This is a genomic window from Pseudoxanthomonas sp. Root65, assembly GCF_001427635.1.
Classification (GTDB): Bacteria; Pseudomonadota; Gammaproteobacteria; order Xanthomonadales; family Xanthomonadaceae; genus Pseudoxanthomonas_A.
This window is the reverse complement of the sequence record NZ_LMHA01000001.1, coordinates 1333452-1356787: the sequence shown is the minus strand read 5'-3', so window position 1 is coordinate 1356787 and position 23336 is coordinate 1333452. Positions and strand designations below refer to the sequence as shown.

General features: G+C 59.4%; 20 protein-coding genes and 1 pseudogene. 13 read left to right on the top strand and 8 right to left on the bottom strand.

Annotation, left to right across the window (positions count from 1 at the left end; all coding sequences use genetic code 11):
- The first annotated feature begins 5 nt into the window (after nt 1-5).
- The 5 genes from ASD77_RS05975 to ASD77_RS05955 all read left to right on the top strand — a co-directional run bounded on the left by ASD77_RS05975 (nt 6) and on the right by ASD77_RS05955 (nt 2922).
- Nucleotides 6-680 (top strand): energy transducer TonB, encoded by a 675-nt coding sequence (locus tag ASD77_RS05975; RefSeq protein WP_055938725.1) that lies wholly within the window; start codon nt 6-8, stop codon nt 678-680.
- Between the two features lie 73 nt (nt 681-753).
- Nucleotides 754-1503, top strand: coding sequence for a TonB-system energizer ExbB (exbB, locus tag ASD77_RS05970; RefSeq protein ID WP_055938723.1), 750 nt, complete (start codon nt 754-756; stop codon nt 1501-1503).
- Between the two features lie 46 nt (nt 1504-1549).
- A complete protein-coding gene (locus ASD77_RS05965; RefSeq protein ID WP_055938720.1) occupies nt 1550-1975 on the top strand; it encodes a biopolymer transporter ExbD in 426 nt (141 codons plus the stop codon).
- A gap of 3 nt (nt 1976-1978) precedes the next feature.
- Nucleotides 1979-2389, top strand: coding sequence for a biopolymer transporter ExbD (locus tag ASD77_RS05960; RefSeq protein ID WP_055938717.1), 411 nt, complete (start codon nt 1979-1981; stop codon nt 2387-2389).
- 134 nt (nt 2390-2523) lie between these two features.
- The gene (locus ASD77_RS05955; protein ID WP_055938713.1) at nt 2524-2922 is read left to right on the top strand and encodes a biopolymer transporter ExbD; all 399 of its coding nucleotides are present in this window, start codon (nt 2524-2526) and stop codon (nt 2920-2922) included.
- Between the two features lie 25 nt (nt 2923-2947).
- Here the strand turns inward: ASD77_RS05955 and ASD77_RS05950 are convergent, their stop codons facing one another.
- The 3 genes from ASD77_RS05950 to cls all read right to left on the bottom strand — a co-directional run bounded on the left by ASD77_RS05950 (nt 2948) and on the right by cls (nt 5481).
- Nucleotides 2948-3712, bottom strand: coding sequence for a pyridoxine 5'-phosphate synthase (locus ASD77_RS05950; protein ID WP_055938710.1), 765 nt, complete (start codon nt 3710-3712; stop codon nt 2948-2950).
- The gene (locus ASD77_RS05945; RefSeq protein ID WP_055941094.1) at nt 3709-3969 is read right to left on the bottom strand and encodes a hypothetical protein; all 261 of its coding nucleotides are present in this window, start codon (nt 3967-3969) and stop codon (nt 3709-3711) included. The genes ASD77_RS05950 and ASD77_RS05945 overlap by 4 nt, the downstream gene beginning before the upstream one ends.
- A gap of 66 nt (nt 3970-4035) precedes the next feature.
- A complete protein-coding gene (cls, locus tag ASD77_RS05940) occupies nt 4036-5481 on the bottom strand; it encodes a cardiolipin synthase (protein WP_156383575.1) in 1446 nt (481 codons plus the stop codon).
- 66 nt (nt 5482-5547) lie between these two features.
- On the opposite strand from cls, the pseudogene ASD77_RS05935 reads away from it, so the two are divergent.
- From ASD77_RS05935 to ASD77_RS05920, 4 genes and pseudogenes are all read left to right on the top strand, one after another.
- A pseudogene (locus ASD77_RS05935) lies at nt 5548-5802 on the top strand (radical SAM protein); the annotation flags it as partial.
- Between the two features lie 212 nt (nt 5803-6014).
- A complete protein-coding gene (locus tag ASD77_RS05930) occupies nt 6015-7250 on the top strand; it encodes a tyrosine-type recombinase/integrase (RefSeq protein WP_055938702.1) in 1236 nt (411 codons plus the stop codon).
- A gap of 173 nt (nt 7251-7423) precedes the next feature.
- A complete protein-coding gene (locus ASD77_RS05925; protein WP_055938699.1) occupies nt 7424-9061 on the top strand; it encodes a hypothetical protein in 1638 nt (545 codons plus the stop codon).
- Nucleotides 9062-9064: 3 nt separating this feature from the next.
- Nucleotides 9065-11116, top strand: coding sequence for a hypothetical protein (locus tag ASD77_RS05920; protein ID WP_156383489.1), 2052 nt, complete (start codon nt 9065-9067; stop codon nt 11114-11116).
- Here ASD77_RS05920 and ASD77_RS05915 read toward each other — a convergent pair.
- Complete coding sequence (locus ASD77_RS05915; RefSeq protein ID WP_055938694.1) at nt 11097-11540, bottom strand: hypothetical protein; 444 nt, start codon at nt 11538-11540, stop codon at nt 11097-11099. The two genes, ASD77_RS05920 and ASD77_RS05915, sit on opposite strands and share 20 nt — an antisense overlap.
- Before the next feature lie 109 nt (nt 11541-11649).
- On the opposite strand from ASD77_RS05915, the gene ASD77_RS05910 reads away from it, so the two are divergent.
- The 3 genes from ASD77_RS05910 (at nt 11650) to ASD77_RS18070 (ending at nt 19096) form a co-directional block, all read left to right on the top strand.
- The gene (locus ASD77_RS05910) at nt 11650-12762 is read left to right on the top strand and encodes a PA0069 family radical SAM protein (RefSeq protein WP_055938691.1); all 1113 of its coding nucleotides are present in this window, start codon (nt 11650-11652) and stop codon (nt 12760-12762) included.
- A 185-nt stretch (nt 12763-12947) separates the two neighbouring features.
- Nucleotides 12948-17681, top strand: coding sequence for an ATP-binding protein (locus tag ASD77_RS05905; RefSeq protein ID WP_162247602.1), 4734 nt, complete (start codon nt 12948-12950; stop codon nt 17679-17681).
- Nucleotides 17678-19096: a hypothetical protein gene (locus ASD77_RS18070; RefSeq protein ID WP_156383487.1), complete on the top strand. Its 1419-nt coding sequence runs from the start codon at nt 17678-17680 to the stop codon at nt 19094-19096. The genes ASD77_RS05905 and ASD77_RS18070 overlap by 4 nt, the downstream gene beginning before the upstream one ends.
- A gap of 56 nt (nt 19097-19152) precedes the next feature.
- Here the strand turns inward: ASD77_RS18070 and ASD77_RS05895 are convergent, their stop codons facing one another.
- Entirely contained in the window at nt 19153-20211 is a 1059-nt protein-coding gene (locus ASD77_RS05895) for a DUF4238 domain-containing protein (protein WP_082563148.1), read from the bottom strand.
- A gap of 149 nt (nt 20212-20360) precedes the next feature.
- Between ASD77_RS05895 and ASD77_RS05890 the strand changes: the two genes are divergently transcribed.
- Nucleotides 20361-20738, top strand: a complete 378-nt coding sequence (locus ASD77_RS05890) for a hypothetical protein (protein ID WP_055938679.1) — start codon at nt 20361-20363, stop codon at nt 20736-20738.
- A gap of 51 nt (nt 20739-20789) precedes the next feature.
- On the opposite strand, the gene ASD77_RS05885 is transcribed toward ASD77_RS05890, so the two are convergent.
- From ASD77_RS05885 to ASD77_RS05875, 3 genes are read right to left on the bottom strand one after another with little or no spacing between them, the layout of a single operon-like run.
- Nucleotides 20790-21365, bottom strand: a complete 576-nt coding sequence (locus ASD77_RS05885) for a hypothetical protein (protein WP_235578485.1) — start codon at nt 21363-21365, stop codon at nt 20790-20792.
- Nucleotides 21365-22315 (bottom strand): SOS response-associated peptidase family protein, encoded by a 951-nt coding sequence (locus tag ASD77_RS05880; RefSeq protein WP_235578484.1) that lies wholly within the window; start codon nt 22313-22315, stop codon nt 21365-21367. Before ASD77_RS05880 ends, ASD77_RS05885 begins: the two co-directional genes overlap by 1 nt.
- A gap of 59 nt (nt 22316-22374) precedes the next feature.
- A complete protein-coding gene (locus ASD77_RS05875) occupies nt 22375-22611 on the bottom strand; it encodes a hypothetical protein (protein WP_055938670.1) in 237 nt (78 codons plus the stop codon).
- Nucleotides 22612-23336 lie beyond the last annotated feature (725 nt).

Here is a 23336-nt window from a genome sequence, read left to right as displayed (position 1 = left end):
GGCGCATGGCTGAACAACTGGTCATCAACAGGTACCGGGAAGAGGAAGAGGACAACAGCCTCAACTGGCCCCGTATCATCGGCATTGCCTTCGTGATCGCATTGCATGCAGCGGCCCTGCTTGCGCTGTTGATTCCGGCGGTCGCCCCGCCGGCGGAGAAGGACAAGGAGCGCCGCACGTCGGTCGTGATCGTCGACGCCCCGCCGCCGCCTCCCCCGCCGCCGCCGCCGCCGCCGCCGCAGGATACGCCGCCGCCGCCGGTCAAGAACCTGGCGCCGCCGAAGACCACGCCGCTGCCGCCGCCGCCCGAGGCGCCGCCGGTCGATATCGCCGAGCCGCGTCCGACCGACATCGTGACGCCGCCGTCGCCGCCGGCCCCGCCGGCGCCGACGCCGGACATCGGCGCCAGCGTCGATATCTCGTCGAAGAACATGAACCCGCCGCGTTACCCGCCCGCCGCCGCGCGTGCCGGTATCGAAGGCACGGTCATCCTGATCATCGACGTCGATGCGAACGGCAACGTGACCAACGTGTCGGTGGAGAAGTCCAGCCGCAACCGCGATCTCGATCGCGCCGCCATGGACGCCGCACGCAAGTGGCGCTTCAATGCTTCCGTCGTCAATGGCCAGAAGGCTGCAGGCCGCGTCCGCGTGCCGGTGGACTTCAACATGGGCGGCTGATGCCATCGGGCATCGACAAAGTTCAACGTAACCCGCAACACTCTCAATCAACACTTATATAAAGGTAAGCGTCATGCTGCAGGAAACCCTTTTCGCCGCCGCCGCCGGGGGCAACAACGCCGCGAATGCCCTGTCGCAGATGGGCTTCGAGCACATGATCTCCGAGATGGTCAGCAAGCCTGGCGAGTTCATCGTCTCCTGGGTCGTGCTGCTCACCCTGGTCATCATGTCGGCCATGTCCTGGTACTGGACCGTCATCAACGTGCTGCGCAGCGGCCGCCTCAAGGGTCAGGCCGACCGCGTCACCAGCGCCTTCTGGGAAACCCCGAACGCGCAGGACGCCATCCGCCTGATGGAAGAACAGCCGAAGAACGAGCCGTTCTCCAAGATCGCGCTCGACGCCGCCCAGGCCGCCGCCCACCACCAGCGTTCGGAAGGTTCGGGCGAAACCCTGAGCCGCTCGGAGTTCGTGGACCGCGCCCTGCGCCAGGCCGTGACCCGCGAAAGCACCAACCTGCAGGGCGGCATGACGCTGCTCGCCACCGTCGGTGCGACCGCGCCGTTCGTGGGTCTGCTGGGTACGGTGTGGGGCATCTACGGCGCCCTGATCCGCATCGGTGCGACCGGCCAGGCGTCGATCGACGCGGTTGCCGGCCCGGTGGGTGAGGCGCTGATCATGACCGCCATCGGTCTGTTCGTCGCCATCCCGGCCGTGTTCGCCTACAACTTCTTCAGCAAGACGAACGCCGCGGTCATCGCCAAGTTCGACACGTTCGCGCACGACCTGCACGACTTCTTCGCCACCGGCTCGCGCGTTCGCTGAGCCGGCGGTACAAGCAGTCAACGCAACGTTCTAGACGGAGCCCGTCATGGCTTTCAGTAGTGGTAATAGCGGTGGCCCCATGGCCGAGATCAACGTCACGCCCCTCGTGGACGTGATGTTGGTGCTGCTGATCATCTTCATCATCACGGCGCCGCTGATGTCGCACAAGGTGAAGATCGACCTGCCCGAAACTCCCCAGATCGCGAAGGACGACGAGGACGGTCCGAAGACCCCGCCGATCACCATCTCCGTGAAAGAAAACGGTGACCTGTACTGGGGCGACGAGCCGGTCAGCAAGGAAATCCTCGAGTCGCGCCTGTCCAGCGCCGCCCAGCTGCAGCCGCAGCCGAAGCTCAACCTGCGTGGCGACAAGACGACCAAGATGGGCGTCATTGCCGACGTCACCAAGATCGCGCAGGGTCAGGGCATGCTGGACATCGGCTACGTGGCCACGAAAGAGAAGGGGCAGTAAGCCATGGCATTCAGCAGTGGTGGAAGCAAGGGCCCCATGGCCGACATCAACGTCACGCCCCTGGTGGACGTGATGCTGGTGCTCCTGATCATCTTCATCGTGACCGCCCCGATCATGACGTACCCGATCGAAGTGGCTCTGCCGCAGCGTGTGATCAACCCGCCGCCGCAGATCAAGGAACCGCCGCCGCCGATCGACCTGCGGATCAACGCCGACGGCACGATCTACTGGAACAACAGTCCGGTGAACGTGGCGGACCTGCAGACCCGCATGGAAAACGAAGTCCAGCGTGATCCGACCAACCAGCCCGAGCTGCGCATCGAAGCCAACTCGGAAGCGCACTACGAAGTGATGGCCAGGGTCCTGGCCGCCGCCAAGAATGCGCAGATGCTGAAGATCGGTTTCGTGCAGTAATCCTGACGCGCAACGCAGTTTTGAACGCCGCCCTTCGGGGCGGCTTTTTTGTTTGGTCGAAGCGAAACCCTCTTGCGGCGTTCCGGCGACGGGCGTAGCGTCCGGCTTACGGTCCCGACAGAAGGAGGTGTGCCATGGCGTTCTCCGCTCCCGCAAGCCGTTCCGAACTGGCCGAGATCAACATCACCCCGTTGGTGGACGTGATGCTGGTCCTCCTGGTGATATTCATGGTCACCGCGCCCATGCTGTCGCGGCCGATTGAGGCGATGCTGCCGCAGGCCACACCACCGGTGACGCGGATCGAGCCGCCCAACGACCTGGTGCTCGAGGTCGGCATGGCCGGCCACTACACGCTGGACGACCGGCCGGTGACGCTGTCGGAACTGCGCGTGCGGCTGGAGGATGCCCGCATCGCCGATCCCCGCACCGTGCTGCAGGTGGAAGCGGCCGATGACGCCGACTACCAGCAGCTGGTCAGTGCCTTGGCCCAGGCCGAAGCCAGCGGGATCGGCAACATCGCCATGAGGAACTGAGCCGCCCGCGACGCCGGGACCGGCGTCAGTGCCGGCCGGCAGCGGTGTCCAAGATGGACAGGTAACGGTGCACCGTCGCGTCCAGGCCGGCGTAAAGCGCCTCGCCGATCAGGGCATGGCCGATGGACACTTCCAGCACGTCGGGTACCGAGGCCAGGAAACGGCCCAGGTTTTCCTGGCTCAGATCGTGTCCGGCATTGACGCCCAGGCCCAGCGCCTGCGCCTGGCGCGCAGTGGCGACACAGCGGTCGAGTTCCCCGGCGGGCTCGCCCCGTACGGCCGCTTCGGCGTAGGGGCCGGTGTAGATCTCGATGCGGTCCGCCCCGAGCTGTGCCGCCTGCTCCAGCCCTTCGCAGCCGGCGTCGACGAACAGACTGACCCGGCATCCCATGGCCTTCAGGCCAGCCACCAGCGGGCGCAGGCGCTCGCTGTCGCGGGCGAAGTCGAAGCCGTGGTCGGACGTGATCTGCCCGTCGCCGTCCGGCACCAGAGTCGCCTGTGCCGGCCGCACCTCGTCGCAGAGGGCGAGGAAGCCGGGATAGCCCGCTCTCGGCGGCGCGAACGGATTGCCTTCGATATTCAGTTCCACACCTTGCGCGCGGGTCAGTAGCGACAGGGCGCGGACATCGTCGGGGCGGATGTGGCGCTGGTCCGGCCGCGGATGCACGGTGATGCCGTGCGCGCCGGCCGCCAGGCAGGTGCGTGCGGCGCGGACCACGTCCGGCTCGCTGCCGCCGCGGGAATTCCGGAGTACCGCGATTTTGTTGACGTTGACGCTGAGCAGGGTCACGGGGCCGGCGGCTCCGTCGGTGGCGGCGCCTGGCGGCGCGCCTCGGCCAGCTCGCGCAGGCGGCGCAGTTCGACTGGGTCGATCATCATCGACGGGTCGCGGCTGGTCTCGCCCAGGCGACGCGCATGCCGGCCCAGGATCCATGCGACGAACAGGCCGAGCGACACCAGCATCAGCACGACCATCAGCGGCATCGACGTGGTGCGCACGGCCATGAACATGCAGCCGATGGCCATCAACAGGAAAAGCCAGTGCATCATCCACCCCCGCAGCTTGGTGGCCGCATCTTACCGCTTCCCTCCGGCATCAAAAACGGCCGTGCTTCACAGCAGCGGCGACATCAGCCGGGCCAGTGCCTCGGGCAGCCGGTGCCGCCAGAGCGCGCGGCCACGCTGCATCCGCACGACCTGGCTGGCCGCGATCTCGCCTTCCATCCATTGCGCCAGGGTGCCGGCGACGCCGCGGTCGCGGAACATCATGGAGATCTCGAAGTTGAGCCGGAAACTGCGGTGGTCGAAATTGGCGCTGCCGACGATCGCCAGCGCGTCGTCGCACAGCAATGCCTTGCTGTGCATCATCCGCGGACCGTACTCGTAGACCTTCACGCCGGCCGCCAGCAGCTCGTCGAAGTAGGAACGCGCCGCCAGCGTGGCCAGCCGTGAATCGCTGACCTTGGGTACCACCAGGCGCACGTCCAGGCCGCCGAGCGCCGCCGAGGTCAGCGCCATGCGCGCCGCTTCGCCGGGCACGAAGTAGGGCGTCACCAGCCACACGCGCTGTTTCGCTTCGTGGATCGCGGCCACCTTGGCACGATGGATCGGCTCCCATGCCGAGTCCGGGCCGGAGACCAGCGCCTGCACCGCAATGCCGCCGCGCACGTTCGCGTCCTCCGCGCTCCACAGGCGCGTGCCCTGGAAGTCCTTGCGCTGCTGCCCCGTCGCATACACCCAGTCCTCGACGAACACCTGCTGGATGCTGCGCACGATCTCGCCTTCCAGGCGCAGGTGCAGATCGCGGAAGGCGTCGTCGCGCAGCGACTCGTCTTCCTCGTCGGTGACGTTGATGCCACCGGTGAACGCGATGCGTCCGTCCACCACCACGATCTTGCGGTGCGTACGCAGGTTCAGCCAGGGACGGGTGAAGGGTCGGAAGCGCGTGGGATGGAACCAGGCGTGCTCGCCGCCCGCGTCGATCAGCGCACGCAGCGCCCGGCTCTTCAACCGGTTCGAGCCCACGGCGTCCAGCAGCAGCCGCACCTTCACCCCCTCGCGCGCCTTCACCGCGAGCGCTTCGAGGATGCGCTGGCCGGTGCGGTCGCCGTTGAAGATGTAGTACTCCAGATGGATGTGGTTCTCGGCCAGCGCGATGGCGTCGAGGATGGCGCGGTAGGTGGCACAGCCGTCGACCAGTTGCTGTACCGACGTGGCGGTGGCGGGCGGCAGCCCGGTCGTCTTCTGCGCCAGCATCGGCAGCTCGGCGCTGTTGCCGTCGCTGGGCGCGAACACCTCGTAACTCTCCACGCCCTCGCGTGAGCGCGTGCGGCGCAGCTGGTGGCGCTTGATGCGCTGCGGGCCGAGCAGGAAATAGATCAGGTAGCCCACGTAGGGCAGCAGCGCCAGCGACAACAGCCAGCTGAGGGTGGCCACCGGCTCGCGTTTCTGCAGGACGATCCATGCGCACAGCGGCACCAGATACAGCAGCCACGCCAAGGTCACCCACGCCGCGAGATGGGGTAGGGAGGAAAAGTAGTCGCGCAAGGCGCCGAGCATGTCGTACATGGGAGGATTCTATGCGCTGTCGCGTCACCTGCGACGGACGCGGCGTATGCTCCCCGCATGACGACGAAGGGGCGAGCCGGCATCAAGGGACGCGGGTCCACCGGCTACCTGCCGGGCCGGTTCGCCGTGACCACGCCGGATGCGATCGACGATGGCTGGCACGACGCCGACACCGAGGGCGACATTGCGTCCGCGCCGCACACGCAGGTGATCGAGGAGTTCGCGCGCAGCGTCATCACCCGCAACCAGTCGCCGGACATTCCGTTCGACCAGTCGTTGAATCCCTACCGGGGGTGCGAGCACGGTATGGTTCTCTACTGAAATGTTCAGTCAATACTGTACTACTTAATCAATACGTCATCGCCTAATTGGTACATTCTTGACAGAATGAGGCTGAACAAAATAGCTTCCCGCCCTGCTTCTCGTTCGAACGTGTTCACTTCGCAGCTTTAGACCATCGCTGCGAATTGCACCCGACAACGAGCTGTGATTTTTTCCATCACGGTCGTAATCAGGGACACCACTTGGACATCTACCAACCGAAGGTCATCAAGGCCATTCCTATTCACGGAAAAGGCCAAGCAGCCCAGCTACTCGGAAAGTCCGCAATCCTCCCCGCGGGCTTTCACTTCATAGTCGACCGACGAACTCTTGAGCCGATACAAGACGCCTTTGACTTCCTGCTGGCAGAAAGCGTCAGCCCAATCGGCAAGCCACAGCTCCGCAATCAAGAGACCACCAGCAAGGCCAATGCTGAAGATCTCGTGGACCTGCTGCTCTACGCCAACAGCATTCGCGTTCCTCTTACGGACTTTACAGAGGAATTGATCCAGGGTTACGCCGACAGCATGTCGGAAACCATCAGTCCTCAGACTCAGAAGGTCTACTCAGCCGCGACCATTCTCAAGCGCGTTTCAACCGCCAAGAGATCCTTGGAGTACCTCCAGAACCAAGGGAGATTGAAGAACCGCATCGAAGTGCGGCACGTCGTAGTGAAGGCCGGATCCCAGTTGCTATTTGCTCCACGTGTGAAGTTGCCCAAAGCACCCGCCGTCGATGCCTTGGTGAAGCACATTCCGCCAGCCCTATTTGACGAAATGGCAGTGACGCTGGGGCGCATGCCGAGCGAGGAGGGTAATGGACTGAGTAGGGACAGGCTTCTCTTCACCTATCTCGCCAACACGGGTTGTCGCATCAGCGAAGGCTTGGCCGGCAGATGCAGTGACCTTCCCCTGTGGCAAATTGGAAAGAAGGATCCGCTCACGGCTTCCTTTATCAAGGTCAAAGCAAAGGGCGGCCATCAGCGCAACGTACGGCTGCCGATCTGGCTGCTGGAAGAGCTAGATCTCTACATAAGGACCGAGCGAGCGGCAGCCGTCGCGAAGCTTCCACCGGATCAAGTTCACGACAGGATATTCGTGAATCACCAGCATGCCCATCGCGGTGCGGGTTCTCCTCTGTCTGCCGCAAATTTCAGAAAGATCTTTCGACGTGCTGCGCTAAAGGCGGCAAAGCGGTTGGGCAGCCAATCTGTCCCGAGTCCGCACAGCTGCAGGCATTCGTTTGCGTTGTTCAACTACGCGGCGGAGAAGCTCAACGGTAATCCGGATCCCGGCAAGACCGTCCAGGCACTGCTTGGCCACCGAGACAAGGCAACCACAGACAAGATCTACCTCAACGCAAGCGTCGTCCTCGAAGAGGCGCTCTCCGAAGCAGACCAAAGCCACCTCACGAAAATCCTTAGCGAGCGTGGACTGTGAGGAAGAGCAGGTTCGACAACACCTCGGGCGGCAGTGAGGGTGGACAAAGCGCACCCCCGGAAGAGGGAAAGCTCAAGGTTACCTTCATCCGCCAGCCGCGACGCGGAAAAATTTACCTAAGGTCTGAGAATCCTAACCCTGAAGACGACAGGTGGTATCTGCTTGATCCTTGGTTGAGCCTGCCGGCACTCGGCGAGCAGCTCACCGAGGCGACCGTTGCGGTGATGTCCAGCGAGAAACAGACGACCAGGACCGCAACTCATCGTGACTTGCGCTACGGCTTTATTGCCTTTCTCAATGAGGTGAAACCCCAGGCTGAACTCAAGGATCTCTGTGCAGAGCTGTTTCGCGACTTCGTGAAGTGGCTTGATTCGCCCGGTCCCGACGGAAAACCAAAGCGCAGCTACTTCGACAAGCTGCACAAGCTGAGCTCACTCAAGAAGCTGATCGGGCGCCTCTCGCCAAAGCTCTCCGCGCTAGGAGTAGATCACGAGATTCCGGTGAACTCATGGTCGGGGCAAAACACACAACGAGGCAAGGGAAAAGAAACCATTCCGTTCGAGCAGTTTGTGGACCTGCTCGCGGCGGCCATCAAAGCCTACGAGGAGCAGGTCAAGGAGATCGATCCCCTACTCACAAAGGTAGACAAGAAGGTCGCCGCGCTTCTCGAAACAGGGCAGAAGGAGTTCGATACGGTCGAAGGGCTGTCCGCCGTGATAATCGAGCGCTATGACGGCATGCTCCCGGAGAGGGAGTGGTTGAAGAAGAAAGACAACAAGCTATTCGAAGCGATTGAAGGGTTCGGCTATACCGGCTTCGCACGCATCATCAATCCTCAGGTGAATGATCTCATTCCGGCATTCATCATTCTGCAGTGCTTCACGCACTGGAACGAGCAGCCCTTGTGCTGCCTGAGGATCACCGACATCGACAAGAATGCCGGAGTGCTTCACAACAAGTACAAGCTCTCATCGCACAAAGTACGTGCGAACAAGATGGTCTTCCGATCCTTTGCAAAGGGCGATGAGGTCTTCAATCCTTGCAATGTCGTCGACTTCATTGAGCGCTGGACAAAGCACATGCGACGGTCTGCTCCGGAGCGCATCAAACACGACCTCTTCCTCTATGCAAGCAAATTTAAGAACAGGAAGGTAGAGGCGGTCAGATCGTTGGCGCAACCATTGGGAGCACTGTACACCCTATCGCTTGACCGCAAGCTCAAGTTCTTCCAAGAACGTGGACTTGAGCCGGCGGGTGCCAATGCGCTGAGGCAAGCTGGTTCTGACCACCTGAGGGACCTTCTGAAGGACTCAGAGAAGGTGAGGATCTTGCTTAGCCACAGCAGTGTGACTACGACGGACGGGAACTACCGATCCAGTGAGGCGCAGCGCCATGACGAAGTGGCCTTGGCCGGTGCTATGGCGATGAAGGAACGCCATCAGGACAGCGCCGGCAAGATCGACCCTCGAGGTCACTATGAAGATCGCTCTGCCGCTACACCTGGTTACGACTGTCTGGATCCGTTTCAGAGTCCAATTGTTGGACAAGTTCCTGGCCGGATGTGCACCGCTTATGGGTTCTGTCCGGTCTGCCCAACAAAAGTGATGCGGCTGGATGATGTGTCTTGGGCCCGGAGGATCCAGCTCCAGCAAAGGTACAAGCAGGCCGCACTGACAATGGGCTCCGCGCGCTTCAACCAACGCTACGGTCCGGCATCCGAGGCACTCAACGCTTCGTTACTGCGTCTCACCGACTCCGACTTGGCCCGCATTGGCCGCCTCAACCTAAACCCTATCCCCGAGCTGGAGTGAGCTGTGGCCAAGAAGGCTGAGAACAATGCTTCCCTGAAGTTTGCTGAAGTCGACTTCGACGCAGACACATGGGTGATCAAGAACGAAACGCCAGGCCAGGTGAAGCCATACGCGACAATTCAGTGGGCGAAGCCGCTGAGCAATGGAGAGTCACTTACCAACCTGCAGCACAGGGCACTCCAATTCTCCCTCAAGTGCTTTGTCTGGTCGCTGGTATACGACCCACAGGAGTCAGCTGCAACTACGGCTGGAGGAATTGGTTCACTTTCGGCGGCGATTCGTGATCTTGCCTGCTTCCTCACGGATCAGGGAATCGAAGACCTCGACGATATTCAACCTAATGACACGTGGGCGTTTGCAGAGCAGGTGGTGGAGCTTCATCAGGAGGGTAGTAGAGATGGTGATCATGCAGGTCGAACACGTGCACCCACTCATGCCGGCGTCATTCGCTCGGTCAACATCCTGACCCTGATCTATCGGCAGCGGCGGGCTATAGCGAAGTTGGGTGGCAAGTCGTTGAAGATGGCTCCCTATGGTGGGGACAAGCCATTCAGTGTCGTCACTAAAGACCTTGGCCTCAAGCGAAGCTCCACTACCATCTCGCCGATTCCTGACCAGGTCGCCATTCCTATCCTCAATACCGCCATCAGAATGATCGACGAGTCTGCCGATGGTCTGATTACGGCTATGGAAGCACTGCTGGCGATCCGCGGCTTTGCCAAGGATTGGGAACAAATCAGGCCGGCAGATCGAATGGCTTTGTATGCCGAGCTCAACGAGCTCGCAACAAAGCTGAGCGTGCCGATGCCCAATGGTGTTGAAGCCGAGTTTCCTTTGAGTCAGCAAGTCACAAAAGTAGACGCTGACGGTCGTGAGTTCGTCCTGGATAGTCCGCTAGTGGTCCTTCGGTACTTGCTTACATCGTGTGTGGCGGCATGTTCTATCGTCCTTCAGGCAGGAACAGGCCTGAGGAGCCATGAACTCTTGAGCCTGAAAGCACTGCCCGTCAAGGACGACGGTTGGCCATCCTGCCTCTCAAGAAGAGTGAGCCGTGATGGGATGATCGAGCTCTTCTATGTGGAGGCCGTCACCTCAAAGCGCGGCAAGCCACGTACGGCCGAATGGATTGTGGGCGCACGTCCCGTTGGATCCAGTTACCTGCCACCGACGGTACGTGCAGTTCTCGCGGTAACGCGGCTCCTGGCAATGTTCCGTGAGCTCGGTGAGATCAGTGACCTGTTTGTCGTACTTAAGACTAACGGCGGACTGCCTGCCGCAGGGACTTCAGTCACTCCCATGACCAACGGATACCTCGCTCGGTTTCAGCGTGCCTTCGTGCTGAACTGGGTGGATCTCAGTGAGCTGAGCTCACCGGACCACGAAGGCTACAAGCAGGGCAAGCTCAGGCCCCACCAGTGGCGTCCGACCTTTGCCACGTTTGTATTTCGAACCAATCCCACGATGCTCAAGGCCATCAGTGAGCATTTCAAGCACGTGAGTGATGCGATTACCTCCAAGTACTATATCGGCAACGATCCGACATTTCTGGCCGCCTGTGACGATGCTCAGACCATGGCAGCCGTCCAGGTTCTACGATCAATCACCTTCAAAGGCGCGCCTGTGGTAGGCGGCTTTTCTCGTTACGTCGATGAGATGAGGAAAGAGCTCAAGCTTCATCTGGTGGATGAGCAAGCTAAGTTCGACGAGCAGGGGGCCCTTCGTTATGTGAGCGAAGAGGAGATTGTGATTTGGAACACGTCATACGGGAGGTGCTGGTCGTCCCAGCTGCCGACCAAGAGTCTATGCAACCAACGGGCAGGAGCCTCGGTCTTGGCATCGACCAGTCCAAATCTGGCCATTGCCCATGTCGAACTTTGTGCCGGCTGCAGTTGCCTTGAGATCAGTACCGAACACGCGGCGTACTGGATCGAGAGGCGCGATCAGAATGCGCTTCTAGTGGAGCAGGCGAAGCGTGCCAACGACCAGACGACGCTCGCAATTGTTCAAAAGAGACAAAGACAGGCCGAAGCCATGGTCAAGCATTTGGCTTCTTAGGGGGCCGCGCACGGAAGTTGACTCCTATCCGTTTGACGGTCGGATCGCCACCCAAATCGACCAATCGCGCCTTGGCGCGATCGAGCTCAGTCCGCAATGAAGCGCACACCGTGATCAGCTGGGCCTGTGTGTTCTTCAGCTCGGCAATCTCTCGCCTGAGCGCGCGGACCGTCTCGGCAGCCGGAGAGGCCTTCTTGGCCTTGAGGATCGCGTTGCGCACTTTAGGGTAGGCACAGTCGACGTGCCCGATCAGGGTGCGGCTGACACCAGCCTCCAAAGCGACGTTGGAGAAGGACACCAAGCCGTAGGGCTTGCCCGCAGCCTGCCGCTTCTCAAGCTTCGCGCGAACCTTTGGATGGGTGGGAGAGCCCTCGATGAGCCTCTGCAGGGCCTGAGAGAGCTTCTTTTCGGTCGGATCGCTCACACGTCGTCTGAACCTTGCGGACCAAGGCGCATCATCCCACGCGCACCCAATAGGGGCCCATTAGAGGGATCACACAGCCATCCTCTGTTAGTATTAATGCTAACAGAGGATGGAGCTTGCTGTGACTTGGGATAGCGAGGAGTCCAATGCCCTGAGGCCGACCGCCCCCATAAAAGGAAGGGGCGCCGCGTCCTATGTAACCGGACGCTTTGCATCGACAGCGGCGGTGGGTGTGGACGATGGCTGGGGTTCGGTCTACGAGGACCAGCCAGGGCGTCCACAGACCACGGTGACCGAGGAGCGGGCTAGAACCATCATCAGCCGGAACGATTCGCCTGATATTGGCTTTTCCCAATCAGTGAACCCCTACAAAGGCTGTGAGCACGGGTGCGTTTACTGCTTCGCCCGTCCGTCCCATGCGTACCTGGATCTCTCCCCAGGCTTGGACTTCGAGACCAAGATCTTCGCTAAGCCCAACGCGGCCGAACTCCTTCGAGCCGAGCTGTCCAAGCGGTCCTACCAATGCTCCCCGATTGCCTTGGGGATCAATACCGATGCCTATCAGCCGACAGAGCGGCGCTATGGCATCTCCAGGGCATGTCTGGAGTTGCTAGCGGAAACCAAGCACCCGGTCAGCGTAGTGACCAAGTCGGCGCTGATCGAGCGCGACCTGGATATCTATCAAGAAATGGCAAAGGAAGGTCTGGTGTCGGTGCACTTCTCGGTCACCACGCTCGACAATCATCTCTCGGCCAAGATGGAGCCGCGGGCCGCCGCCCCTCATGCCCGCCTACGCGCCATGAAAGCGCTTAGCAACGCTGGCGTGCCGGTAGGGGTGCTGGTGGCCCCGGTTATCCCCATGATCAACGATCACGAACTGGAGCAGATCCTACAAGCTGCGCGAGAGCAAGGTGCACAATCTGCTGGATTCGTTCTGCTGCGGCTACCGCATGAACTGACCCAGATCTGGCGGGAGTGGCTTGAGCTGCACTATCCCGATCGGGCCAAACACGTCATGAGCTTGATACAGCAAATGCGTGGGGGAAAGGATTACGACAGTCGGTTTGGCGCGAGAATGAGAGGGGAAGGGTCCTTCGCTATGCTCATACAGGCGCGATTTGAAAAGGCCCATCGACGACTTGACTATGGCCGAATGCCCGCGCTGGACTGCAGTCGCTTCATCCGGCCGGTAGTTGGTTCCCCGCAGGGTTCACTCTTCTAGGAGCGGCTCCGCAGGAAAGCGCGGCGAAGGCGTAGAAGCATTACTCTAGCGTTGCCTAACAAGGAATTACTGGCGTGTCTACTGATAAAACTGGCCCCTCTAAACCTCGAGCCAATAGCGGAGGGGCTGCAGCTGCAGCGGGCATTGTCTTTCAACAGCACGTAGGTGCTCTGGTCTCAACCTGGATGCTCTCGGGCGCCCCTCTCGATCGCATCTACGAGCTAGGAAATGCCCGCCCAATCTGGCTGAGGTTCGAAACCGAGGCACCTGTTGACGACATTCTGGTCGCAACCTCAGACGGTGGATACCTGGCATTTCAGGTTAAGACGACCCTTTCATCATCTTCCGAGCCAAGCACCACCTACGCAAAGACGGTGGATCAGCTAGTTAGGCATTGGCTCGCATGCCGCGATGGCGATGGGAGCATGGAGTGGAATCGTCCTCTGGATCCCAGTAAGGACCGACTCGTCATCGCTGTTGGGACGAAGGCTTCAGAGAAAGTACGCGTCGATCTCCCGAATGCGCTTCGGTCGCTATCGACTGGAGGAGGTGGCCCGAAGAACAGTGGGCAGCGAGCAGCTCTCGACGACTTCGAAGTGTGCGTTAGGCGCTCTTGGAGCAATGCAAGAACCGAACAGCTTCCTGAGCGTCTACTCGGTGAGCTCTCGGAGCTCATATCGGTCGTCACGGTCGACCCAAGCGAAAAGGAGGTCGTGAGCAATCTCGCGGCATTCACCAACCGCACAAACGCACTGAACCTTTCAGCCATCCTCGAAGTCTACTGCGGCGAAGAAATGTCGAAGCGGGGAGGCTTCGACAATAGTCTATTGAGACGCGCGCTCATTACTCGCGGTGCTGATCTCCCATCGGCCCCCGAGTTCCGATCAGATATCGCAAAGCTCCGGGCACATAGCTCAGCGGTACGCACTCAACTTGAGCGATATGAAAGGATCAAGTCAGGCGATGGAAAGCTCGTTGCCATTCGGCGGGACTGCCAGGCCAGAGTTGAAGCGGCAGCAGAGTCCGGCTCACTGCTCATAATCGGAGAACCCGGCGCTGGAAAAAGCGGTGTGCTTAATGCACTAGCACGGAGTCTAGCCAACAAAGGCGGGGACGTAATTGAGCTCGCAGTGGATCAGTTCTCCGTAGAGACGCTTGAAGGCATTGCATCTGAGTTGGGCTTGAGTCACGCACTCTTGGACGTGATCGCAGCCTGGGATGGGGCAGAACCAGGATGGCTAGTAGTAGATGCACTCGACGCCACAAGGGGCGGAAAAGGGGAGGGAGCATTCAGAACCCTCATAGAACGCGTAGTAGCCCTGGACGGCCGCTGGAGGGTTGTTGCTTCGATCCGTACTTTTGACTTAAGAATGGGTCGCACGTTTCGCGAGATCTTCAAGGGCGCCCCTCCCTCAGCGGATCTAAGTGAGCCCGAGTTTCGCGGAGTTAGGCATCTAAGAGTGCCGCCTTGGTCTGAGAATGAGTTGGAGGACTTGCTTGAGCAAGCACCGCCCATCAAGGCGCTTCTAGCACATGCCTCTACTCGCCTTCGAGAGCTGGCAGTTGTGCCATTCAATACGCGGCTTATTGGTGAGCTGCTCGAGGACGGGATATTCAGCGCCGAACTGTCGGAAGTTCAGACGCAAGCGCAACTTCTAGGTGTGTACTGGGATCACCGCATATCACGTCACGGCTACGAAGCCGAAGCCTGCCTGAAACGCGTTGTTGGGCAGATGATGGAGGCCCGGGCGTTGCGCGCTTCGAGACTAGATCTCATTGACGCCCATCCTCAGGCGCTGCAGTTGTTGGTCCAAGAAGGTGTTCTGATCGAGACCGAGTCCGAACGCTGGATACAATTCAGGCACCACCTGTTGTTCGACTATGTGACTAGTCGTGTGTACCTGAGACCGCTCTTGTCCAGTCACGACAATGCCGCCAAGGGACTGCAGGGGCTCGGTCTGATGCTCGCTCCGGCAGTGTCCTTCTGTCTACAGGAGCTGTGGTCGACGGAGGCCAATCGGCAGGAATTCTGGAACGTCGTGACACGCCTGGTAGCCGATGAGGAGACAGACCCCGTTATCAGAAGTGTGGCCAGTTGGATGCCAACAGAGCTGGCAGCCTCAAAACAAGACGTGGCAACAATCGGAAAGATGCTTGCCTTGGGCGAAGCCAATTCCGAGAAGGCGGTTCAGCACTTCGTCGGGGCGTTAGCCGTTCGCCTTGATGATAAAGAGATCGTATCGGTAGATCCCTGGATCTCCATATCTCTCGCCATCTCTTCACGGCTACCGAACCTAGCGCGTGTGGCTCGACTCCTGTGCGATCTCCTGATCAGCCGCACTGACTCACCTGAAGGACGTAGCGACTTAGGGGAAGTGTCGCGAAAGCTGCTTGGCTTCTCCCTTTCTCCGCGTTCGGACGAGTACCTGATCGAATCTTCGATCGGCTTCGTAATAGACACCTATGACACCAACCCAGAAGAGTCTCGAGATCTCATCCTGAAACTCTTCAGTCCGGCCAACTTCGGCGCGACGGGATGGAGCAGCGTGCCGGCAGTAGCGAGAAAGATCGAAACTCTCACAAAAAGCGACCCGGAGCTCGCCCGCTTCGTCTACGAGCAAACATACAAAAGAGACGTAGAGAGGGATCACGCTACAAACATTGGTAATAGCCAGATTCTTCCGCTTCGCTCGAGTGCAAGGCAAGACTATGAGCTTGCTCGATATGGTTTGGCTCAGTTCTTTCCCAAGTTCCTCCGAGCCCAACCTGATGTGGCGGCAAGTGCCCTCTCTAGTGCGCTTGAGGGTTTCGTTGCGCGCGAACACGCGACATCAACAGAGTTGGTACCTCATGAGATGGTTGTCAACGGCCAACTGGTGCGACTTCAGGAGGATTACAGCCACATCTGGGCCCATGATCCAGAAGGAAAGCACGCTCAAGATGCGGACTCACTGGTAGCGAAGCTCCTGCCCTATCTCCGAGAGGCATCGCAGGAAGATGCCATGTTGGTCATCAATGAGCTGTTGAGCGTCAGTAGCCTCGCTCTGCTATGGGCCAGAATGTTCATGATTGCCGCAGAGCGAAAGGACGCGGTTGCGCACCTACTCTGGCCGTTCGCTACCGAAGAGGCCTTCATCCTCGCGAGTGAGACCAGGAAGGATGCTGTAGATCTGATCTCGTCAATCTATCGGGAGCGGTCAACGACTGAAAGAATCGAGTTCGAGCACAGGGCTTTGAGCATTCGATTCTCCAAGTTCTCCGATTCAACGGCGGCACGCGCCACCATCCTCGCGCGGCTCTTCGGTGCTATCGGTAAAGAGAATCTCCTAACTCAAGAAGCTAGGGAAGCCTTGGGAGCGAAAGCCACAGGCCCCGAACAGGAGTCCAATGCGCGACTATTCTCAACAATGGCGACTTGGGCTAAGCCGTCGCCATATCATTGGCTAGAAGACCTAGAACAGGCTAGCCCAGCCAATGCCGCCCTAATCACGGCCATTGAAGCATTCAAGTCAGCTTTTGGGCTGGATCGCGGCAGTACCGCCACTGATGGCCTCACGTTGAGTGAAGGTGTTCGTCAGATTCACGTCCTTCGAGAGCTGGTCGACTCATCAGCTGATGCTCACCAAGGTCTCAAGCAGCATGCAACGGGTACTGTTGGCGAGGCGATAGCCAAGCTGGCAGAACGTGCGAGCAAGACCTCGGATGAAGAGGCAGCCTCCCAAGCACTACTAGATCTGATCGTATGGATTGCCGGCTCACCTTATCCAGAGTCGGACGAGGACACTGAGAAACAGTTTGCGGAGTCTGCCGCATGGGGATCACCAGCTCCACGCGTTGATGCGGCAGTGGCTATCTTTGATCTGATAGAGGGCTATCCTGCTCTCTATCAACGGCTACGCGCGCACATCGAGATCTTGCTCGGTGATAGGCATCCCGCTGTCCGTCTCCAGGCCATCGGGCGTCTTACAAACCTCTGGAGCATCGATCGTGATGCGATGTGGAGTCTGTTGCGTGACCGGGTAGACCGTGAGCGAAACCCAACGGTGATCCGTCAAGGTGTTTGCGATGTACTTACTCGTGTGCTTAATGCAGACGTTGCGCTCACGGAGGAGCTCGCCCTCCGCCTGCTTGCCCGCTACCAGGATGAATCAAACAGTGACGCAAAGGTCAGGGAGTCAGTGGCTACAGTACTCACCCACGCTTGGGTGGGCTATGGCCGACTCGAAGCTCAACAAGTCATTAGAGGTTGGATCCAGCGTCCCGAAGAGAATCGAAAAGAGCTCCGCACTGCCATCACAGACCTTCGGCAGATCTACGTATACGGATTGGACGGGCAGGGAGAGGAGAACGCATTAGAGATTAGACACCGCGCGCAGGCCCTGCTCCATGAGATCGTTGGACACCTACATTCCTTGGTGATTGAAGCTCTAGCATCACCTGAGCCTTCGGAGCTACACGAAACAGTCGGCAGGTACATTCGCATCATCGATTGCGCCTGCATGCAGCTGTACTTTGCAGCGGAATCTCTTGGCGAAGATGGTGCAAGTTCTGTGTCTCTGGACACTCTCTTGGATGAGATCCAGGAGACTCTGAGTCTCATTGGAGAGGTAGGGACCCCACATACCATCTACTACCTATTGCAGCTGTTGGAGAAGTTCATCCCGTTCGACGCTGGAAGAGTGTTCGATCTCATAGCAGCCTCACTGCTCGCGGGCGGTCGTCGCTTCGGATACCAGTATGAGCCGATGGGGGCAGATCTTCTGGTTCGTCTGATTGGTGTGTACTTAGCCGACTATAAGGAAGTCTTCGAGGACGAACGTCGCCGGCTTGCACTCGTACAGTGTCTCGAGGTCTTCATGGAAGCTGGCTGGCCCTCCGCGCGCCGGCTGCTATACCGCCTTCCTGAACTAGTCCAATGAACGGCTCAAGAGAGAGGTCGGACTTTCGAAACGCTCTCGCGGCCCTTCTTGACAACATGGAGGACGAGACGTCGGATCGTGGCACAAATTCCTACGACGGAGCGGCAGAGCCTGGCGTTCTTGAACATGTGACGCGAAGACTGTTCCTCGACGGCCTGTTGACAGAGCTTGGGTGGAGTCTGGGAGTCAGAGGAGATATGCCTGAGGAGGCGCGGGTACGCGCTGACACCACCCTCTACATCGACTACATGGGCGTGCATCCTGACGTCAGGACTCCGCTACTGGTTGTGGAAGCAAAGGCTTGGGACGTGCCGCTCATCAGTAGTCGAGGTCCAGGTCGCGTCGTCAGGCGCGAAGTCGATCTCGTGATACTCACTATTGAGCATTTCAAAGCCGGCAGCGCAAGAGAAGACTGCCCCGCAGCACTGGCTTGGTACGACTTTGTGGAACAGATTGCCGGATATGTCCGTGAGTTGAGAGATCGCCACGGGCACGACGTTCCGCGAGTCGTACTCACCAGCGGTCAGTGGATGGTGATATTCGTCTGCCCTACCAAGACGTTTCTGGGCCCCGCGGCCGTGGACGAAGAACAGATCATTGTTCTGAGGAAGGAAGACTACCTCGCAGAAGCGAGGACGATACTGGATTTGCTTGCACGGCGAGTGCTTGCCGGAGACAGTCAGTCCTTTCTTAGGCCAAGCCAGCTCCGTGGTTACATCGGGCCCGATACGTTGTCAGCAGCATTTCACGCGATACACGTGAAATACGAAGCGGCCGGATCATCTAGGTTTGCGCCAAAGCCGCGAATACTCGTCTATCCGGTGGTAGTCCTCCAGCGAACAGACAACACACTGCTACTGGCAATTGAGGATGCTGAGGTTCCACTCGACGAGCGCCAGGACTCGATCGTAGATCACTTAGGCGAAGTGAGTGACGCTGCTGAGCAGCTACTTCATCGATGCGGGGAAATGCTCGGACTCGAGCTCCAGGCCGCACCCCTAACTCAGTTTCCAGGCTTTCCAGTAAGACCTCGAAGGGTAGAAGTTGCGGCGCCTGATCGCGTGCTAGTAAACGATCTTCCAGAGCCGAATGAGTGGGTAATGGTGACCGGCAGCTCAAGGCACTACCTACGTCCAACGCCCGCCCAAGAGTGCAGATTTCATGCTTGGAGCGCATGCCACCAAGTAGGACAAGGATGTGGCGCCAACTCGATCGCGTCCAGGGTTGCAACATCGCCCAGATCCTTCTTCACCGACAACCAGCCGCACCACTGCGCGCATCAACATGTCATCGATGTGAGGGACGAGCGTTGTCACATAGCCGCGATCGATAGCAGAACCTGCTGTCAGGCATGTCACTACAGCCCAATCTGCTGGAGTCAGTCCGAGATGGCGGCGCTCCCATGTGGAACTTGAGCGCATCTCGCCCGGTGGGCAGGAGCTTTATTCCCGGTTGAGCAGACTACGTACGATCACCTGTCGTCCGCTATCAGTCGAGTAATGTCCGAATGCGAGGCTATTGGTACTAGTGACCCAATCGCCTGCCGAAGGGTCGCCAAGCTGGCTCCGTCACTTTCGATTGCTATAAAGAACTCGTGTGAGAGCTCAGCGCTCATTTGGTTGATGCTGGCTAGGGATAGCGGGGTAGTCTCTCGCGAACGGCGAGCTAAAACACAGCGAGTCGGTGAGATCGGTAGGTAGATCATTGACCTATCGACACCTTCCTCGATCGCACCTAGAGCAAGTCGCGACTTACCATCACTGAAGGTAGCGACCGGACCGCAATCGCCAAGGATAAAACGTTCATCCGGTCCGGACTCTAAGACCTCGAAAGTCATCTCAGCCATCATCTTCTGAACCCTCAATGGGCTTTCGGGGCCCTTCGACAGAGCTCCGAGAAAGGCTTTGCTCGCTATCTTCTCTGACTCGGACTCAAGTCGATCCATAAAGAGCTCGAGTAGGTGCTCTGCCTCCTCGATGAACTTATGCTCCTGTTCAAGAACAAAGGATTTCCATCTAGGAACCATCTGCGAATAGAGCCTTGCCTGCAGTTCCCGACTCAGATGACCATGATCCTTGCGAAGCTTCTCGTAGATTAGTTGCCGACGCTTCGCTGGGTCATGGAGGCTCCTGATAAGTTCACGTTGGACATACCTTTCCTTCTGAATTTTGGCCCGAATGCCCGCAATGAGTGCAGGAACCATTGTTGTGAGCGCCGATCTCATCGCCTTCGTGCGAATGCCAAGAGCACATACAAGCGTTGCCATCTCCGCGGAAGTGACTTGCTCGCCCTGATTGAGCTTATTGACCGTTATCGAAAGCTGTCTTTCACCTGCCGTTATCTTGTCATCCAATGACGGATCGTCGGGGCCTCCGTAGAAGTCGACCTCCTGGCCAAGCTCCATCACATTGGTTCCAAAGCTGCCGTGGGTCCTATGGTGGGCGTGGACGTAGAAATGCTTTCCCTTCTGATGAAAAGCGAACGGCCGCTGCAGGAAGCGAGGCAAGTAGTGATGTCGACGTCCGGCCATGATCCAGGTCCATTTGGCTTAGCGCTGACTATAGCGATGCTCACCAGCATGGGCGCACAAGCTGGCGTTCGGCTAAGCTTGGCGGAGTGGCAATAGCTGGTTCACTCCGTCGCGGCAAGCTTACGTGTTAGATCTCACAAGGAGACTTCATGAGTGACCTGATAGCTGCAGCATCTACCGCGATTCAACTAGTTGGCCGTCTGCGCGAGATCAACAAGAACGTAGAAAATGCCGAGTTTTCAAACGCTCTAGCTGACCTCGCTATTGAGCTATCAGAACTCAAGATCAAGGTCGCTGGTCTCCTTGGGGAGAACGACCAACTTAGGCGGCAACTCGCGCAGAGGCAAGCCATCGCCCTGGAGTTCAAGGACTTCGCCTACTACTCTGAGTCGGGTGATGGGCCGTTTTGCCCTGGCTGCTACGACGGCGCGACCAAGACCATTCGCCTCACCAAGCTCACGGAAGGGTTCACCGTATTCGGGAGCCATAGCTGCCCGGCATGCAAAGAGACTTTTGGCGAAGCCTAACAGTGGATCCAAGCCAGACCCGCTTCTAGGATCGAACTAGCTCGGAGTCAGCTAACCGAGGCATGGCGGGGGCGTGGCCTCGATGCGGACATCCAGATCGGCACCCTCCACGTCGTATCGGTCTATGAACTCAAACAGATAGGCGTGCACAACCGCGGCACTCTCTGGATTCTGTATTCGGCTGATCAGGCTTTGGAGTTCGTCATCGAGCCAGTCCAATTGCTCCCGCCGCGGCTTGCCGACCCACTCCTTCGAATGCAGCCTCGCCTTGATCGGCTCGAACACCTCAGTGATAGCCTCGGACACCTGGTAGTCGGCGGGGAGCTGGGCATACAGCTCGTCCATGGTCGTGTCACGGGAGTAGCTAGGGCCGTGCGAAATTCGACGCCACGGCTTGTCCTGGCTTTCTAGGAACTGGCCCATGTCGATGGATTCACCGAGGCTGTTGAGGGCATCGCTCAGGTCTTGCGGACAGTCCTCATGCTCGGTGGCATTGAGGAAGGCCTCAAGCTCAGGATCCTGTGCCGCGTAGTCGGCGTGGAACTGAGCGAAGGTGTTTGAGCGCGGGTAAAGGCACACCCACCGATCAAGCGCATGAATCCGGTCAATCGCCTCATCCATATTCATCATGCTGCCTTCGCCACTTGGTGTTCGTAATAGGCCTGCGGTCGGTCATCGAGAATTGCCTGTAGCTCTTCAGCGGATCGGCCCTCAGGAGTCAGCCAGGCCTCAATGTGCTCAGGCTTGATCTGGATGATGGTGCGATCATGACCCGCGGCGGCAACCTCGGGAGCAGGGTCATCGGTGATGGCAGCGAACGACAACAGCGCCTCATCTCCGTCAGGCGACTCGTTCCACAGGCAGGCAATCACCATGTCTTGCTCGGGCTTCGGCCGAAACTCCAGCACCACGTTCTCCGACTTCTCGCCCTCTGCTAGCGCGCGGTGCTCCATGTTGTGGCGCTCGACGTTCTCGTAGAACGCGCTGACCACGATGACTGCATGGCGATGCCCGAAGAGCGCTTGCCAGCTTGTCTCAATCTTGTCTCTGCGAGCGTTGTAGGTCGTGTCGTACTTCCGCTCGACTTCGGCAGTCCAGCCAGGGAGTCTGCATCGATACCGCATCGGCTTGATCACCTTTCTCCCGTTCTCCATGACGATGACAGGCGCATAGTTGCCGGGATAGAAGCGCCTATCACGCGCCAGCGGCTCGACTCGCTGCAGGTCATCTAGGTCCAACTTGAGCTTGCTGATCTTGTCCGTCGATATGCGCAAGTCCTCCTGCGCCTTCTTGGTGACCTTGGTCTGCAGGGCGCGCTCGGCATCGGCCTGGCGCTTCTTCTGCTTGAACAGCTCCTGCTGCAGCTCTGTCTCGCGCTCGGCGCGCTGGTGCTGGATCTCGTGCCAGATCTCCTGCGCCTTCGGGTCCCCCAAGTTGCGGAACCAGTCCTCCATGGCCTTCGGCCGGCGCCTCTTCTTCGCCCGATCGGGTGCCGACCACACGTTCATGACGAAGTCCTCGAGGCTCATCGTCGCGCCGTAGTGACGAACATACTTCTCGTAGTCGGCCTGGATCATCGCGGAGTAGCACATAGGCACAGTCCTCGGCAGTCGGCCCGAATATACCGCCGACCCTGTTAGCCGTTTGCAGCCAGCGGACGCTCAAAGCCACCGGTCAGCAGGACGATCGACTCCAGGCGTTCGAACAGCGCCATGTGGTGCTGGGGCTCCACCAGCTCCAGGATGGCATTCGCCTCCGCGGCGAATGCCTCCTGCCTATCAGATGGCGCGATCGTGGCGTACATGCCGGGAAGGCTGGCCTGAATGGCGTCGACCAGGACGTTGGCTTCGGAGGGCGTCAGGTAGGTAGGCATGGGCCCCATTCTTCGGCCGGCCGTCTCACCGGCTGCGACACGACCGGCGGTCTCAATCCGTGGGATGGCGGCTCGTACGATGGCTGCATGCCCCTCCCCGATGCCTATCGATGGTCCGACAGCGCAGATGGCAGCAGCCAGCTGTACTGGAACTACGGTTTCGTGGCGAGCATTGCTGCAGACGGGTCGACCCGGATCAAGCTCTGGGACAAGCGAGAGATCCACTCGAAGGCGGCGAGCGTTGCGCAGGGTAAGCGCTTATGTCGAACGATGGCTGCTAGCCCAGTCCAGCGAGCGGGCCCGCGAGTGCGCGCGATTGCGGGCGCGCTCCCGTGCAGCGTCCGCTCCTCAGTCCAAGAAGGCCGATGACGCCGCCCGCCTTCTGTGGCAGCAGACTCGGCCGGCGGGCGGGGGTCTTTCCTCCAGGATCATCAAGGTGGACAACGTCCTGCCCGACGACTTCGATTCCATCGCGGACGTAGGGGAACCCCTACAAGCATTCGCGCCACACGCCGACTATTCGCGGATCAGGCGCCGGCGCATGCTGGTCATGCCCAGCATGGGCTAGTACAGCACTCGTCCCGCCACGTTAAGCGCCATCCCTGGGATTGGTGGCACCGGGCATCGCCGGTGGGTGTGCTGTGCACAGCGCCACCCACCGGCACCTTCTCCGCACTTCCGTCTGATTGACTGCTGAAGGGTAGTGTCTGCGACCCAGAGCGGAC

Coding starts and splice junctions, on each gene's coding strand:
- ASD77_RS05975 (WP_055938725.1), top strand. CDS start 6: ATGGCTGAACAACTGGTCATCAACAGGTACCGGGAAGAGGAAGAGGAC.
- exbB (WP_055938723.1), top strand. CDS start 754: ATGCTGCAGGAAACCCTTTTCGCCGCCGCCGCCGGGGGCAACAACGCC.
- ASD77_RS05965 (WP_055938720.1), top strand. CDS start 1,550: ATGGCTTTCAGTAGTGGTAATAGCGGTGGCCCCATGGCCGAGATCAAC.
- ASD77_RS05960 (WP_055938717.1), top strand. CDS start 1,979: ATGGCATTCAGCAGTGGTGGAAGCAAGGGCCCCATGGCCGACATCAAC.
- ASD77_RS05955 (WP_055938713.1), top strand. CDS start 2,524: ATGGCGTTCTCCGCTCCCGCAAGCCGTTCCGAACTGGCCGAGATCAAC.
- ASD77_RS05945 (WP_055941094.1), bottom strand. CDS start 3,969: ATGCACTGGCTTTTCCTGTTGATGGCCATCGGCTGCATGTTCATGGCC.
- cls (WP_156383575.1), bottom strand. CDS start 5,481: ATGCTCGGCGCCTTGCGCGACTACTTTTCCTCCCTACCCCATCTCGCG.
- ASD77_RS05910 (WP_055938691.1), top strand. CDS start 11,650: ATGGAGCTTGCTGTGACTTGGGATAGCGAGGAGTCCAATGCCCTGAGG.
- ASD77_RS05905 (WP_162247602.1), top strand. CDS start 12,948: ATGCTCTCGGGCGCCCCTCTCGATCGCATCTACGAGCTAGGAAATGCC.
- ASD77_RS18070 (WP_156383487.1), top strand. CDS start 17,678: ATGAACGGCTCAAGAGAGAGGTCGGACTTTCGAAACGCTCTCGCGGCC.
- ASD77_RS05895 (WP_082563148.1), bottom strand. CDS start 20,211: ATGGCCGGACGTCGACATCACTACTTGCCTCGCTTCCTGCAGCGGCCG.
- ASD77_RS05890 (WP_055938679.1), top strand. CDS start 20,361: ATGAGTGACCTGATAGCTGCAGCATCTACCGCGATTCAACTAGTTGGC.
- ASD77_RS05885 (WP_235578485.1), bottom strand. CDS start 21,365: ATGAATATGGATGAGGCGATTGACCGGATTCATGCGCTTGATCGGTGG.
- ASD77_RS05880 (WP_235578484.1), bottom strand. CDS start 22,315: ATGATCCAGGCCGACTACGAGAAGTATGTTCGTCACTACGGCGCGACG.
- ASD77_RS05875 (WP_055938670.1), bottom strand. CDS start 22,611: ATGCCTACCTACCTGACGCCCTCCGAAGCCAACGTCCTGGTCGACGCC.